Annotated in this window: 11 protein-coding genes and 1 riboswitch; of the genes, 5 read left to right on the forward strand and 6 right to left on the reverse strand. The window is 42.7% G+C overall.

The features are described from left to right. The first annotated feature begins 22 nt into the window (after nt 1–22). Entirely contained in the window at nt 23–610 is a 588-nt protein-coding gene (locus KDW99_RS06035) for an NnrU family protein (RefSeq protein ID WP_255828390.1), read from the forward strand. A gap of 84 nt (nt 611–694) precedes the next feature. Here the strand turns inward: KDW99_RS06035 and KDW99_RS06040 are convergent, their stop codons facing one another. Beyond that, nucleotides 695–2,605 carry a methyl-accepting chemotaxis protein gene (locus tag KDW99_RS06040; protein ID WP_255828391.1) on the reverse strand — a complete coding sequence of 637 codons (1,911 nt, stop codon included), beginning with the start codon at nt 2,603–2,605 and terminating at the stop codon, nt 695–697. Between the two features lie 194 nt (nt 2,606–2,799). On the opposite strand from KDW99_RS06040, the gene yegD reads away from it, so the two are divergent. After that, the gene (gene yegD / locus KDW99_RS06045) at nt 2,800–4,164 is read left to right on the forward strand and encodes a molecular chaperone (RefSeq protein WP_255828393.1); all 1,365 of its coding nucleotides are present in this window, start codon (nt 2,800–2,802) and stop codon (nt 4,162–4,164) included. 91 nt (nt 4,165–4,255) lie between these two features. Here the strand turns inward: yegD and KDW99_RS06050 are convergent, their stop codons facing one another. Together KDW99_RS06050 and KDW99_RS06055 are read right to left on the reverse strand one after the other, a co-directional pair. Continuing rightward, complete coding sequence (locus tag KDW99_RS06050; protein ID WP_255828394.1) at nt 4,256–6,307, reverse strand: methyl-accepting chemotaxis protein; 2,052 nt, start codon at nt 6,305–6,307, stop codon at nt 4,256–4,258. Nucleotides 6,308–6,557: 250 nt separating this feature from the next. Continuing rightward, entirely contained in the window at nt 6,558–8,228 is a 1,671-nt protein-coding gene (locus KDW99_RS06055) for an OFA family MFS transporter (RefSeq protein WP_255828395.1), read from the reverse strand. Between the two features lie 295 nt (nt 8,229–8,523). Between KDW99_RS06055 and KDW99_RS06060 the strand changes: the two genes are divergently transcribed. Further along, the gene (locus KDW99_RS06060; protein ID WP_255829262.1) at nt 8,524–9,597 is read left to right on the forward strand and encodes an FUSC family protein; all 1,074 of its coding nucleotides are present in this window, start codon (nt 8,524–8,526) and stop codon (nt 9,595–9,597) included. Between the two features lie 162 nt (nt 9,598–9,759). Next, a riboswitch (cobalamin riboswitch) is annotated at nt 9,760–9,987 on the forward strand. A gap of 83 nt (nt 9,988–10,070) precedes the next feature. Continuing rightward, nucleotides 10,071–10,742, forward strand: coding sequence for an energy-coupling factor ABC transporter permease (locus tag KDW99_RS06065; protein WP_255828396.1), 672 nt, complete (start codon nt 10,071–10,073; stop codon nt 10,740–10,742). Between the two features lie 62 nt (nt 10,743–10,804). On the opposite strand, the gene KDW99_RS06070 is transcribed toward KDW99_RS06065, so the two are convergent. Further along, a complete protein-coding gene (locus tag KDW99_RS06070; RefSeq protein ID WP_255828397.1) occupies nt 10,805–11,686 on the reverse strand; it encodes a LysR family transcriptional regulator in 882 nt (293 codons plus the stop codon). Between the two features lie 135 nt (nt 11,687–11,821). Between KDW99_RS06070 and KDW99_RS06075 the strand changes: the two genes are divergently transcribed. Continuing rightward, on the forward strand, nt 11,822–13,027 hold the full coding sequence (locus KDW99_RS06075; RefSeq protein ID WP_255828398.1) for an MFS transporter: 1,206 nt from the start codon (nt 11,822–11,824) through the stop codon (nt 13,025–13,027). A 37-nt stretch (nt 13,028–13,064) separates the two neighbouring features. Here KDW99_RS06075 and KDW99_RS06080 read toward each other — a convergent pair whose 3' ends face one another. Together KDW99_RS06080 and KDW99_RS06085 are read right to left on the reverse strand one after the other, a co-directional pair. Beyond that, nucleotides 13,065–13,607 (reverse strand): DUF3237 family protein, encoded by a 543-nt coding sequence (locus KDW99_RS06080; protein WP_255828400.1) that lies wholly within the window; start codon nt 13,605–13,607, stop codon nt 13,065–13,067. 161 nt (nt 13,608–13,768) lie between these two features. Continuing rightward, complete coding sequence (locus tag KDW99_RS06085; protein ID WP_255828401.1) at nt 13,769–14,302, reverse strand: WG repeat-containing protein; 534 nt, start codon at nt 14,300–14,302, stop codon at nt 13,769–13,771. Nucleotides 14,303–14,459 lie beyond the last annotated feature (157 nt).

The following is a 14,459-nucleotide window of genomic DNA, read 5'->3' on the forward strand; positions in this document are numbered from 1 at the left end:
TTAGTTTAGGAATCGAGTTTATATGTTGATTTTAGTTTTAGGTTTGGTCATTTTCTTTTGTTTGCATTCTGTTCGCTTGGTTGCTCCGCAATGGCGAGAGAAGATCATGACGGCTCATGGTGCTATGCGCTGGAAGATGCGTTTTGGCATGATTACGTTACTGGCTACTGCTTTTATTGTAATGGGCTATATGCAAGTTCGCCTTGAGCCTGTGTGGTTGTGGTTTCCTCCTGTTTGGACTCGCCATCTAGCTGGCTTGCTGGTGCTGGTTGCGCTTTTCTTCGTTGGTTCTGCGTTAGTGCCAAATACATCGCTGAAAAACAAAATGGGCTATCCCATGTTAATCGCGGTCAAGCTATGGGCTTTCGCGCATTTAATCAGTAACGGTACTTTAGCGGATATGATTATCTTTGGAAGCTTCTTGGTTTGGTCTATTGTGAGCTTTGCCGTTTATCGTCGACGAGATCGTAAGGCTGGCGTTGTCTATAAAACCTCTGAAGAATCCACTGTCCCAACGAACTTGATTGCTTTTGTTTTTGCTATGGTATCGTGGTTCGCTATCGTTTTTTATCTTCATCAAGCGATTATTGGCGTTTCACCACTAGTGTAATCTGTTGCGAAAGCATAATAGTTAGAGAAATAAAAACGGCCTATCAGGTAAATCTGATAGGCCGTTTTTATTGATATCCGTTTATTAAGTTCTAAAATTATTAATGTTTTTCGTTAGGTCATCTGCTAGAGATTTAAGTTCTTCAGCTCGAGCGGCGCTCTCTGCTGCAAGAACGACCAATTCGGTTGAACCTTGTTGTATGTCGGCCGTATTTTGATTCACTTCTGCGGTGACACTGGTTTGCTCTTCGGTGGCCGTTGCAATTTGTGCCGCGCGGTCGTTGATCGTTGTAACAGACTGCTGAATCTTATCTAGGCTTTCTTTTGCCTGATTAACATCTTCAACACTGCTGTTTGCTCTAGTATGACTTAACTGAATTTTGCCCACGGCGTCTTTAGTGATCTTTTGCAGCGACTCAATCATTTTTTGAATTTCTTCAATCGAGCTATAAGTACGTTGAGACAGAACTCGAACCTCATCAGCCACCACGGCAAAGCCACGGCCCTGTTCGCCAGCTCGCGCTGCTTCAATGGCAGCATTCAGGGCTAATAGGTTAGTTTGTTCTGCGATGCCTGAAATGGTCGTTAAGATGGTATTGATGCCATCTGCATTTTTGCTGAGGTCATTAATAACCGTTGCCACGCCTTGGATATCAGCAGCCAGTGTTCGAATACTTTCTTGGCTTTTTAGTACCTGAGTTTGACCGATATTGCTCGCGGTTACGGTTTCATCAGCATTGATGGCGGTATTAGTCGCATTGCCCGCAATCTCTTGTGTCGCTTGTGCCATCTGATGAATGGCCGTCGCCACCATAGAGATATTGTGCTGTTGTTCTTCTAGTTTCAGTGAGCTGTTTCTCGAAGAATCGTGGGCGGCACTGGCTTGGTCAGCTAGATCATGACCAATTTTTTTAAGGTGTGACACAGTTCCGTGCAATAGCGCGACAAACTTATTAAAGTTATCGACCAATACGGCGATTTCATCTTTAGAACTGGCCGTTAAGCGTTGTGTTAGATCGCCATCCCCTTGTGCTATTTGCGCCATGCTGTCAGACACTCGACGTAAATCTTTAAGCAAGAATCGAGTTACTTGAACCACTACGAGTATTGCGATGGTAAGCAAAATAAATACCGCGATAATAATGTTTGTACCCAAGCTAACAAGTGGGGCATTCAGAACGTCTTTGTTCATCATCAACCCTAAAACCCAAGGGCTGCCTTTAATGTTGCTGGCATACATATCGATATCTTTGCCGTCTATATTTAGCTCGGTAAATTTAGCTTTAGTGCCAACGCCTTTAAAAAAGTCATTGCTTAATATCGGTGATAAATTCGTAGCATCTTTCAAAATACGATCTGTATTGGGGTGAGCTATAATTTTACCGTCGCCATCAAATAAGACACTGTAGCCGTCACCCGCTACTTTCATGGCCAAAATGCTATCCAATACACTGTCTAGAAATACCAAACCGCCGATAGCGCCGATAAACTTCCCGTTAACGGTTATAGGCTCTACGAATGTCATTGAAAGCTTTTTGGTGGAGGCCGAAATATATGGTGCCGTTATGTAGGCGCTGTTTTTGGCTTTCGCATCAATGTACCAGCTGCGTTTACGAGGGTCGTAATCTGCGCTGTTCAGTGATGGATCATGACGATACATGGCACCGTTTTCCATGCCCAAATAGGTCATGCCGAATCCTAGGCTGGCTTGGGCTTGTTGGAGAATATCCAGAACCTCTTTTTCGTTTATGTCAGGGTTGTCTTGTAAAGAGGCTTCTATCTTTTGTTTGACGGCTTGCATTGCGCTGATGCGATCATTAGACCAGCTATTAATATAAGTAGAGATAGCATTAGCTTGAGAGCTTACTTCAGATTTTATGCGAGCATCACTGTCGCTTTTGAAGGCGTAAAAAGAGACACCTCCGATTCCGATCGCAATGATCACAGCCACAATAATGGACTGAAGGGTTATTTTGGTTTGTAGCGAAAGATGCATTTAAGATCTCCTGAGCTTAGTGGTAACTGCAATTATAAACACAGAGTATATTCTATATGAGTCAGTGTAATTTCACTGCAGTTTTTTGTGTTACCCAATAAATGTTTTCTTGGTGTTCCTGATGGCTTTGATACTTTTGGATCTTTCTGTTATCGTCCGCGGCCCTTTTATGAGCGATGATAGGTAGAGTATAGATGATTTGTGGATTTGATTACGGAACATCGAATTGTGCATTAGGTATTGTGCAAGATTCGGCTGTGCGTTTGGTCGCTTTAGAAGGAGAACATGCATTTTTACCCTCTACTTTGTATGCTTTAGATCGAGATTTAATTACTGAAGCGGTCGGAAGAGGGCTGCCAGATATTCAGTCAAGGCAAGCGTTTGCAGAATTGCGAATGAACGCGTTAACAAGGGCAAAACGAGCCCGTTATGAAGAAGACATTGCGGATGAAGATCAAACGTTATTTTTTGGTCGCGCGGCATTTGACGAATATTTCCAATGGCCTGAAGAAGGTTACTTCGTAAAATCACCTAAGTCATTTCTAGGCGGCGCAGGACTGCGTTCCGAGCACATACATTTTTTTGAAGACGTTGTCACTGTGATGATGCAGAACATCAAACAGCGCGCAGAAAAAAGCCTGGGTGCTGACATTACTCACACTGTTATTGGTCGTCCTGTTAACTTCCAAGGCCTTGATGCGGAAGTCAGTAACCGCCAAGCACTGGAGATTCTAACGACAGCAGGCAAGCGTGCTGGTTTTAAAGAAATCGAGTTTCTTTATGAGCCAATTGCAGCTGGTTTGGATTTTGAAGTAAAGCTTACCGAAAATAAAACGGTATTGGTTGTGGATATCGGTGGTGGTACTACGGACTGCGCCATGGTTCGTATGGGCCCTGATTATCTACAAAAAGAAGATCGTCGTGATGATTTTTTAGCGCATACCGGTGAGCGGATTGGCGGTAATGATTTAGATATTCAGATTGCAGGTAAGCATTTAATGCCGCTGTTTGGTATGGAGTCATTGTTAAAAACAGGCTTGCCAATGCCGACGCAACTTTATTGGAATGCCATCACAACCAATGATGTTTCTGCTATTGCGACCTTCAATAGTATGGAAACGAAGAACCAAATGCATCAGCTACGAGTGGATGCGGCAGAACCAAAATTGATTGAGCGTTTCTTGCGAATGCGTGAAGAAAAGCATAACTATCATATTGTTCGCAGTGCGGAAGAGGCGAAGATTGCGTTGTCCGACGCCCAGAACTATTTTGCTTCACTTGATTATATTGAAGCCGCTTTAGGTGCTGATGTTACTCGCGAACAATTGGCGAAATCGATTGCTTCTCCATTAGAGAAAATGCTGAATTTAATGAAAGCAGCCATTGAACAGGCGGGTGAGAAACCAGACCTCATTTATATGACGGGGGGCTCGGCTAAATCGCCAGTTATTCGCGATGCAATTCAAGCGAATATCGGTGACATTCCTGTATTGGATGGTGACCACTTTGGAAGTGTGGCGGCAGGTTTGACGGTTTGGTCTGATAAAATTTTTAAATAGATTTTACAAGACTTCTTAAACTCATGAAAAAGGGAACAAGCCATTGGCTGTTCCCTTTTTTGCAAACAAACTAAGTGTTTCAGGGCTGAAGTTACAGAGAGAATCTATTTACTGAAATCTTCAATTTTTCTAATACCTCAGAAAGAGTCTGGGTTGTTGCCATCATTTCTTTTACGCCATCAGCAGTTTCATTTGATACGTGGCGAATGTTCGATATGTTTTCATTAACACTGACAGCCACGGCAGATTGTTCTGTAATTGAGCTGGCGATGTTAATAGACATAGAGTTTATTAAGCTAACAGACTCTGTAACCTTCATTAATCCTTTGCTTGCTTCAATCGCTTTTTCCGCATTTCCTGCTGCCTGGTCACGACCACTGATAACTTCAATAGAAGCTGTTTTAGACAGTTTTTGCAGTTGGTCGATCATACCTTCAATTTCAGATGTCGCATCTTGAGTTCTAGTTGCCAGCGTTCTTACTTCGTCAGCAACAACGGCAAAACCTCGGCCTTGTTCACCTGCGCGAGCTGCTTCAATGGCCGCGTTAAGCGCCAGCAGGTTGGTTTGTTCTGCAATACTGCGAATAACATCAAGTACGGAACCAATGTTTACACTTTCTTTTTCAACTTCTTGCATAACGGAAGAGGCATGGCCAATGACCTTAGCTAGTGCTTGCATATCGGTAGCAACATTATTGACTACCTGAGTACCTGCTCGAGTTTCTTCGTCGGCTTTATGAGTTTCATTCGTTGTCTCTGTGATATTTTTTGACACATCTTCAACGGCAATAACCATCTGGTTCATGGCGGTAGCAACCAAGTCTGTTTCAACTTGCTGTTTGGTCATACCTTTTGAAGCCTGTGAGGCAGTTTTTTGTACTTTCTGGCTGGAGCTGGCAAGTAATTCCATGCTGCTTCTTACTTCCATTTGCATGGAGCGTAATTGTTTGATGGTATTTCGTCCGTGCTCGAACAGAATAGCTATTTCATTGCGACTATGAATCTGGTTATTGTGCCCATTTTCAAAAAGATGTGTTGAAAGGTTTCCATTACCTAGCTCTTGCAAGTCTTGACCAACACGTTTTAAAGGGGAAAGAATGCGCTGAGTAATAAAGGCAATCAGAGCTACAAGAATGGTCGCACAAATGAGTGAGATGATGATTAAGCTATTACGAACAGAGTTAGCGACCACGGTGAATTCATTTACCGGACCTCCTGTTAATAGCGCCCAATTCCAGTTTTCGGCATGACGAAATGACATGATGTTTTCTTTAGTGACACCATTGATGGTTTGTTGGGTGAAAAATGTGCCAGTATCTTGCTTTTTCATTAACTCTAAGTGTTTTTCTGCATTGGCTAGGCCTATTTCACTAAATAGCTTACCTTTATTCTTGGAATCAATAACGACTCTGCCGAAGTCTTTGCCTTCTTTTAAACTGATAACAGTGGCTTTGCCTGTTTCTCCAAAGGATAGGGTATTGATTTCTTGTTCTAAGCTTTTTAGCCCTTCAGTGTAATCAAAACCAATATAAAGAATACCAGCTACTTTACCTGCGGTATCTTTAAAGGGAACGTACTTTGTCATGTAGTTGCGGCCAAATAGTGCTGCCGGACCAGAGTATGTTTTACCTTGGATAAGTGTTTGATAACCAGGGTGACCTTTGCCTAATAAAGTGCCGAAAGCACGGTCACCATTTTCTTTTTTCAAGGATGTGCTGACGCGAAGAAAGTCATCACCGTAGCGAATGAAAACCGTCGCTGTGCCGCCTGTCATTTTTGTAAACTGGTCTGGCTTATCAAAGTTTAAATTAATGGTTTCGCCTGAGTTGGTTGCCAAAGGGCTGTCGTATTCGCCAATTTTTACCGTTTCTGAATCACTTACTGTGATTCCATTGGGGAAAAGTGTGAAAAATATATCGGCTAATCTGTCTGTATTGCTTTCTAGATTTTCATAATAAAAATCAAGCAACATACTGCCTTGGTTAGCGCTAGTTTGTAGTTCGTGGTCGATGCTGGTCATAAAACCGTCGTAGGATTTATTAGATGCTAACCAGCTCAATGCACTAAAACAGAGAATAGAAACCGTGAACACAGCAACACCTAGTTGATGTGTGATAGGCATGGATTTTATACGCTTAATCATGAAGTTGTTCCTTCTATTAAAGTATGCTTCTAATCAGATGAGTACAGCATTTGATAAAGCTTTTATTATTATAGTTGTCTTTATTTTTGTTGCTCCACAATGACTGAGAACGAGCTTTTAAAATTCGAACACTCCGAAAAGTAGTGTGAACTTGTTCGATTGATCGGAACATTTTCTAGAAAAGGCAACAAGACATGATTTGTCTTGTTGCCTTTACACTTTGTCACCGACTGTACGTTTATGTTAACGACTAGAGGTTCGGGTGTGTGTTTTCTACATGGTGCTTTTCTTTTACTGGACGGACCATTAAGTTCGCGAAGAAGCCAACTACCAACAATCCAGCCATAACATACATAGTTGTATTGTAGAGGCTAGACGTTGGGTCGATAGTCCCGGCTGGAGCGATTTCCATCAATTTGGCGACGGTCACTGACTTAGCTGCGATTAGCTCATTTAGCTGGGAAACGGACGCGTTAAATTTTTGTTCGAACGCGGTCGGGTCTATTTTGTTAACCAGGTCGGTAATCGCATTTTCAACCGAAAGATTTCTTAGGTAGGTGATAACGAAAGGCCCTAGAACACCAGCTGTTGCCCATGCAGTTAGCAATCGGCCATGTATGCCACCAACGTGTAGCGTGCCAAAAATATCCGCTAAGTAAGCAGGTATAGTGGCAAAGCCACCGCCGTACATAGTGAAGATAATCATGGTTGCTGCGTAGAACATCACTAACCAAGTTACAGAAGGGTCCGCGCTTACCGCAGAAGCTGCATAAGGAATGGAAAGGTATAAAAGCGTGCCAAGGACAAAGAAGCAGTGATAGGTGTTTTTGCGTCCAATGAAGTCGGAAGTAGATGCCCAAAAGAATCGACCACACATATTAAACACAGAAATCATCAATACGTATGTGCCAGCAAATGTTGCAGTAGCGACAGTGGGAAGAGTAGAACCAAATATCTCCGTCATCATGGTTTTTGCAATACCGATTACACCGATACCAGCGGTCACGTTAAAGCACAATACAACCCATAACAGCCAAAATTGAGGCGTTTTTAAGGCCTGATCAATGTGTACATTATTGCGGCTGATCATGGTGTTTGCTGCATCTTTTGCTGGTGGTGTCCAACCTTCCGGTTTCCAATCTTTAGGTGGAACACGATAAGCGAAGGCAGCAATGATCATGATAATAAAGTAGACAATTCCCAGTGTTAAAAATACGCTGGAAGCACCAGTGTCACCTGTACCAACAACATAAACACCCGCTTCACCAGGAGTCGGCAGCTTTGCCGCTTCAGAAGCGCTGGCAATAACAACCTCTAATTTGCCACTTGTCATTTCTGCAAAGCGCTTTCCGCCTTCAGTAATTAGATTTACAGCTGATTCAGGTCCAAGGTAAGTTGGTGCAATCGCGAATTTTTCTAATAAAAAAGACTTCAAAGGGGCGCCAATCATAGCGCCACCACCAAAACCCATTATCGCCATACCTGTTGCCATACCGCGCTTATCAGGAAACCAGCGCAGTAGAGTCGAAACAGGGGATACATAACCAAGGCCTAAGCCACAACCCCCCAAAACGCCATAGCCCAAATACACCAGCCATAATTGGTGTGTTGATATCCCTACGCTACCGATAATGAAACCGCCGCCCCAAAGAAATGCTGCTGTTACACCAACACAACGAGGGCCTACTTCCTCAAGCCATTTACCTGCAATTGCTGCAGATAGACCAAGAAATACAATGGCCACAGAGAAGATCCACACCACACTGCTTAGGCTCCAGTCTTCTGCTGCGCTAGTAACAACACCAAATTCAGTTGTTAGTGCTGGATTGAAAATACTCCACGCATAAACAGAACCAATACATAAGTGAATAGCGATCGAAGCGGGTGGAACTAACCAGCGGTTAAAGCTGGGTGACGCCACTATTTTGTCCTTCATTAAAAAGGATAAGAGGGTGCGAATCAGGTTCATGATGTGTCCTTTCATAAAATGTTGTTTTTATATTTAAAATTTTACAAATCCTTACAAACCGATTATAAGTTTTTTGAATGAAAAGAATATAAAAATTTATTAAATATTAACCGATTAGTTTTTTTCATCGTTAAGGATAGGAATTCTGTTTTATCGCAGAGTACTCAGCTATTTACTGTTATTTTTTCACTATTAGGCTCAGATAATGCTGATATACTGTTTATCTACTAAACATTTTTTGCGGGGTATGTTTTTGTCTAATAAGTTATTTATCCAGATTAAAGGCCTTTTTGCATGGAGTGACGTTAAGCGTCCTTGGCACCTGGCTGTCCTTGCTGCTGTTTGTGTTGGTATTCCTGCCTTGATTGGTGCAGCAACAGATCAATTTGCCTTGGCGACGTTGTCTAGTTTGGGGGCGATGGTTATTTTATATTTACCTAAAACTCGAACGGCGCATCGCATGGTGACACTCGCTATGTGTTCTTTTGGTTTTATGGTGTGTTTTACCATTGGTTCACTTTCCAGTTTTAACCCTTATGTTGCGGCATTTGCTCTTGGACTTTTGTCTTTCGGTGCGATTGTGATTACTCGATATTATTGTCTACCGCCTCCAGGCAGCTTCTTCTTTATTCTCGTTTCTGCTTTGGCGATTTACTTGCCGTTTGATTTAGGCCGTTGGTCGGCGAATATTGGCATGGTAGCCTTGGGTGGCATGTTGTCATGTGGTTTGGCGTTTTTTTATAGCCTGATGACTGGAGCAAATGAGTTACCTGCTACAAAAGTGGAAATCGATTCTCAAGTAAATGCGATTATTTTAGAAGGGGCGTTAGTGGCTTTCTTTATCGCTTTCTCTTATTTATTGGCTGTGTTGTTAGCGTTACCTAATGCGCTTTGGGTGCCTATTTCCTGTGCCGCTATTTTACAAGGTGCGACTTATCGTATGATCTGGCACCGAAATATTCATCGAATCGTAGGAACCGCGCTGGGTATGGGGGTCGCTTGGTGTTTGTTTTCCTTGCAACCGAATTATTGGGTTTTAGCACTAAGCATGATCATCTTTCAATTCGTTGTAGAGCTGCTGATCGTCAAAAACTATGGTGCTGCCGTGATTTTTATTACGCCGCTGACTGTGATTATGGCTGAATTTACCAGTGCGAATATGAGTACTGCTGTTTTACTAGAGCATCGATTAGTCGATATTTCTATTGGTAGTGCGATTGGGATTATTGGCGGTACTATTTTTCATCGCACGTCTTTGCTGAAGAATATTGAGTCGCGTATGAATGCTCGTAGTTCTTTATCTGGACGCAAACCGTCTTAAAAAATTTCTAGAAAAATAAACCTAGATGAATGCCTTTCTTCTTTGTATGAAAGGCATTTGTTAGCCCCTCACTATTTTCATCGCTTTAGTTGCTTAAATTCAGGTTAAACCTTACGCTTCGAATCTCTGGTAATCGGTTATTAATCTTGCATTAAGAAAATGAATACCAGTTCTTGTGAAGGTGCCCTAACGGGTGAAACGGGAAACAGGTGAGTTTTTAAAAAAGCAAAGCCTGTACTGCCCCCGCAACGGTAAATAAGTGGTGTATTTTTCTCGCTTCCACTGTTAATAGATAGATATATCGTTAATGGGAAGGAACGAGGGGATTAATAAATACAGATCGACCAAACACTTATCAGTCCGGAGACCGGCCTTCATTGATCAGGACTTTTTCTATGGGCAAATTTTGCCATGTAAAAGTCCGCTAATTTGAATCATACGGGTGAGTATGAAACATTTTTTGGAGGCACATAGTGCATATTGAACCTGGCGTCGTTGATGGCGCGAAAATTGTTTTGAGTTACGCGACCGCGTTGGCCGCATTTGGCTTTTCTGCGAAAGCGTCTATCGATATGATCAAAAAAGACGGTCTAATGTCTTTAATCAGTCGTAGTGTGTTAACCACACTTTTTGTCTTTGCCTTTTTTGAACTCTTGCCTCATCACGCTGTTGGTGTGTCCGAAGTGCATCTCATATTAGGCTCTACGCTGTTCCTTATCTTTGGCCCTGCCGCTGCTTCTATTGGCTTGATATTAGGTCTATTAACGCAAGGGATATTATTTGCTCCATTTGACTTACCTCAATATGGCATGAACGTCACCACCTTGTTGTTGCCTCTGTTTGCTATGTCTGCCGTTGCTCGTCGTACGATTGCCGATAGTACCGCTTATGTAGATATCAGCTACAAGCAAGCACTGAAACTGTCTTTAACTTACCAAGGTGGCATTGTTGCTTGGGTGGCTTTTTGGGCGTTTTATGGCCAAGGTTTCGGCGCCGAAAACTTAGCGTCTGTGGCGACGTTTGGTATGGCGTATTTAAGTGTTGTTTTACTTGAACCTGTGCTTGATTTGGCTGTTCTGGCTGGTGCGAAAAGCTTGCATCGCTTTAAGAGCTCATCTTTGCTTGAAGCACGTTTATTTCACTAAACCGCTTTGAATATTGTAAATGCCTGCCCCTGCCTTCGTGTGGGGCAGGCATTTTTATTTGCTTAGCGTTTATATTGTCCGTGTTCACTGACAAACTCTAAGAAGGCGCGATTGGCTTTCGATAGGTAACTGTCTTTACGCCAAGCAATACCGAGATCTAGCCAGATTGGCGGATCAAAAGAGCGAGTAATTAAGTCGTCGTCCTCTTCAATCACCATGGCAAGTAGGGTGGATATGCCGAAGCCTTGCTGAGTGATGGATTTGATCAGTGGAATCAGGTTGGTTTCAAAACCAATTTTAGGTGTCTTTTTACACTGTTTTGCTAGCTTGTCGACAATACGGCGGTGAAAGTAGCCTTCTTTAAACATCACTAACTCTTCATTAAAAAAGTCGTCAGGAGAGATTTTGTCTAGCTGGCTGAAAGGGTGATCCGTCGCAATGGTTACCAGCATTTCTTCTCGAATCAGCGCTTGCGTTTCCAAACTGTCAGGAAGCGTTTCTGCAACAATAACGCTAAGGTCCAACTCTCCGTTTTCGAGCATTTTCTGTAACTGCCAAGTGCCACCTTCTATGACTTTTAAGGTGATGCTGGGGTACTTGTGACGAAATGCCATCAGAATCGGTGGGAAGTAATAGGAACCGAGCATACTCGGAATACCAACGCGCACTTCGCCTTGGCTCAATCCTTTTAGCTCACTCATCTCTAACAGGGCATCGTCGGTGGCTTGGATGATTTTTTCAGCATGGTTCAGCAGCTTTTTGCCTTCGTCTGTGAGTCCGATATTGCGATCGGCTCGATGAATTAAGGTCAAACCCAAATCCGTCTCTAGTTTCTTGATCGCCATACTCACCGCGGGCTGAGCAACACCAAGCTGTTGCGCGGCTTTGGTGAAGCTCTCGGTTTTTGCAATGGCAATGAAGTAGCGCAGCGGTTTAATGTCCATCAATAATCCTTATGGATTGAATAAGATGGATATATTTTATTGATTATTTTTCTAAGCGTATAGTATCACGATAGTTTATTGTTTTATTCGGGCGTCATTCCCGTTTGATGCTGCTGCGATAGTAGGAGAATGTTTGTGATAGAAGTGGGTAGTTCTGTTTTTTTGCGAGGCACAGTGGCACTCATCATTGGCTCTTTTATGATTTTTGCCAACGTTTATGTGACTCAGCCGCTGTTGCCAATGATTGCCAACGAATTTTCCATTACGCCACTGCAAGCCAGCGGTAGCTTTACTATTACTACTTTGACACTGGGCATCTCCTTACTTTTCTACGGTCCAATTTCAGACGCATTAGGCCGCAAAGGGATTATGGTTATGACCATGGTCGGCATTACCTTAACCACTTTTTGTTTATCATTAGTACAAACTTATGAAGCCTTATTATTGCTGCGCGGCCTACAAGGGTTCTTCTTGGCGGGGTTGCCTGCGATTGCTGTTGCTTACTTGGGGGATGAATACACGCCTGAAGCCTTAATGGTAGCCGTTGGCTTATACATTAGCGGCAACACCCTAGGCGGCATTGGTGGCCGTCTTATCGGTGGGTTTGTTGGCGAATGGATGGGGCGATCAGCGACCTTTGGTGTGATGAGTGCGATTAGCCTGATTTGTTTATTGGCCTTTTTCTTTCTACTGCCAAAATCACAGCACTTTGAAGCAAAACCACTGCGTGTTGGTCATATCCTGACGAACATGAAAAGTCATTTGCAGAACCGTCGTTTATTAACCAGTTACTTCATCGGAGGTTTTAGTTTCTTTATTTTTATTAACCAATACAGTTACGTGACCTTCGTGTTAGAAGCCGAGCCGTATAATCTTACCGCGAAATACGTAGGGCTGCTTTTCTTAACTTACCTGTCTGGCACACTAGGTTCCGCTATTTCGGGCAAGCTTGCCAAACGCTGGAGCCAGCCAAATATTATGGTGCTTGGCACCTGTATTTTTATGTTTGGCTCGTTAGTCACATTGGGAGGATCTTTATTAGCGATTATTGCCGGATTATTGATCAACAGCTTCGGCTTCTTTTTATGCCACTCAACAGCCAGTGGTTTTGTTAGCCGCAATGCTAAGCACGCTAAAGCCAGCGCCTCTTCCTTGTACCTAGTATTCTATTATCTTGGTGCTAGCCTAGGTGGGTTTTATCTTGATCCCTTCTGGCAAGTAGATGGTTGGACAGGAGTCATTATTGGGTCGTGGTTAGTATTAGGGGTTGTTGTATTGGCAGGTTTAAGTTTGATTCGACAAAATAGAACCTTGAATCAATTAAGCTCCGACAGGGCATAAATGCCGGAGCTTTCTAAAAATATGAATGACGCTGATATTAAAGAAGTTGCCAGACGCGAATGATCACCGCAGGGTCTTCGTTGTAGTTATCTGCAAGGTCTACCGTCCCTAAGAATATTGATTTATTCATCCATTCATAAGGGCTTCCGATCGGCGCTTCAAAGCTAAGCACACTTCTAGCGTAGTTATGTTTTGGGTCATTTTCGGTAGGTTGAGCTCTGATGATGGCTTTATTTTGTACTAGGATGATGAAGCCATCATCGGTTTTAAGAGCGTATTTGGCTTCTAATTCTCTACTACCATCAGGCCTACCGAGCTGCCAGTCACCGCCCCCAGAAATAACTTCACCTTTTAGAGATGGGCCTTCAAATTCGCCACCAGTGATCCAAATAATGCCGCGTTCACCATACTTGCTTTGTCCAACAGTGACTCGATCTTTGTCTATCGTCACACGTGACTCGTAGACAAATTTCGTTTCAAAGCGATCATCTCTATTAGGGTTTTTATCAGCGGCGAAAACACTAACGCTGCTTAGTAGAAGTGTGGAGCAAATTGCGATGGTATTAATGATTTTAAACATACTTGTTCTCCATTTTTATTGTTATTGCTCTTGTAGCCTAAGAGCAGCCTTTAACAAATAAAGGCATTTTGATAATAGAGAAATAATGTTTGTCTATATAATTGTTTAAAGTGGAAACGATATTGTTTTTTGTGATAATGAGTGTTTGCAACCGTTGTAGCCTATCTTGCTGGATCAACCTGATTCCCTTGTTTATCAATATAGCCCCAGACACCGCCAGTTAATCCAGTATGCTCTTCATCAACTTGAGTAACGACACAGCCGCGACACACTCTGGCTATTCCATCTTGGAATGGCCAAGCCCAATCAAAATCAGTTGCCAAAACTAACTCAAAATCATGATTGTAGAAGGCTATTTTGCCGTTTAATAAAGACCTAGTTAGACCCTCTTGAAAGTAATCGGCCCCATTGTCGTAAGTGATAACAGGCAGGTAGCTTCTATCGGGTTTAAGGTAAAAATACTGGCCTTGGGTAAACAAAGTTGTTAGTTGGTTTTCGTCGAAGTTTAACTTGCTCCAGTGTTTATCCGATATTTCTAGGTGTTTGTTTTGATAAGAGGCACAGTGATGAAATACCTCAATTTCAGGGTAGGGGGTTTGTTCCGTTTGTTTTGGTATGAACGCACATGACTGTAAGCCTGAAGCATGAACTGAACCTGACAGTAGGATAAAGAAAAAAGTAATAAGTATAATCATATCAATATCTTAAAAAATTGGTTGGTACGGTGTGATGGACCTACGTTGATCCAGACTAATCATTGAATCCGCTAGTAAATTCGTAGGCTGTCGTTAGTTCGTCACATCAGTGTCTTATTTGCCTGTTATAAAAGACGCAAGGCATACAGCGGGAGTG

The sequence above is a fragment of the Marinomonas rhizomae genome (assembly GCF_024397855.1).
Classification (GTDB): domain Bacteria; phylum Pseudomonadota; class Gammaproteobacteria; order Pseudomonadales; family Marinomonadaceae; genus Marinomonas; species Marinomonas rhizomae_A.